The following is a 981-nucleotide window of genomic DNA, read 5'->3' on the forward strand; positions in this document are numbered from 1 at the left end:
CCTCGGCAAGAAATCGCAACGAACAACGCAAGATCAGGAAAGGACGGCCCCGCCTCCCCCCGAAGCCCTGCGGGTCGCAGGTGCCCCCAAGGGGTCGTTCAGGAACCCCGCGTGAAGACCAACCCGACGCGCGGGGTTCCGTTTGCCCGGCTTCGCTGTCGCCGTGCCAAGCGCATCCCGGTAGGGCTTTGTGCTATGTGAACAGCGTGCAGACGATCGCCTAGATGGTTATGAAAGGAACCGCATATGTCGGAAACGGGAAAAGCCGGGGCGCTGTCGCGCTGGGAAGACGAAGGCGGGGCATTGCCCTGCGGGCCGCAGGAAGCGCTCGCTGCCGATTGCGAGAAATGGGATATTCCGCCACTTTCCGATGCCGAGATCATCCAGCTACGCATCAGGGTGATCGCCCTTGAGAACATGGTGCTCGGCCTTCTGTCGAAGGCCAGCGCTGATCAGCTGGCAGCAATCGAAGAAATCGCGGAATTCATATCCCCGCGTGCCGATGCGAAGCCGCATCCGCTTACCCTGCATGCCGCCACCCAGATGGAGCACTTCGTCGAGCGCGCCCGGCGGCTTCGCGAGCACCCCACCGCTGATTGAACGACGCATGACCGGCACACGAATGCTGGCCTTCCTCGCCGCGGCCCGACCGATGATGCGAAAAGAGTGCGATGGACCTCGATACGCTTCTCATGCGCTATTTTGGCACTGCCGATCCTGGAGCGGTTGGCGCAGAAACCTTGGCCTCGGGGATCGAGCGATGCCAGGTCGATCTCGGTCTGGAGCAGGACCGGGGAAAACGCTTTGCCCTGTGGGCCATGCTCTACCTGCTCGGGTCTGCCCCCGACCTCGACGTGGCCTTCGAGAACGAGGAAGACCGGGAAGCAGCCCGCAACTTCATGGATCTCCTGGCGGCATCGGAAGGCAATGAGGTAAGCTGATTGCAGCAGGGTCCTGGCACCTTCAGACCCGCACCCGATA

Annotated in this window: 2 protein-coding genes; both read left to right on the forward strand. The window is 62.5% G+C overall.

Annotation, left to right across the window (positions count from 1 at the left end; translation table 11 throughout):
- Positions 1–246: 246 nt before the first annotated feature.
- A complete protein-coding gene (locus KYK83_RS17060; protein ID WP_222829098.1) occupies positions 247–600 on the forward strand; it encodes a hypothetical protein in 354 nt (117 codons plus the stop codon).
- A gap of 71 nt (positions 601–671) precedes the next feature.
- Positions 672–941, forward strand: coding sequence for a hypothetical protein (locus KYK83_RS17065; RefSeq protein WP_010240463.1), 270 nt, complete (start codon positions 672–674; stop codon positions 939–941).
- The last annotated feature ends 40 nt before the right edge of the window (positions 942–981 follow it).

The organism is Qipengyuania pacifica (genome assembly GCF_019857205.1).
GTDB lineage: Bacteria > Pseudomonadota > Alphaproteobacteria > Sphingomonadales > Sphingomonadaceae > Qipengyuania > Qipengyuania pacifica.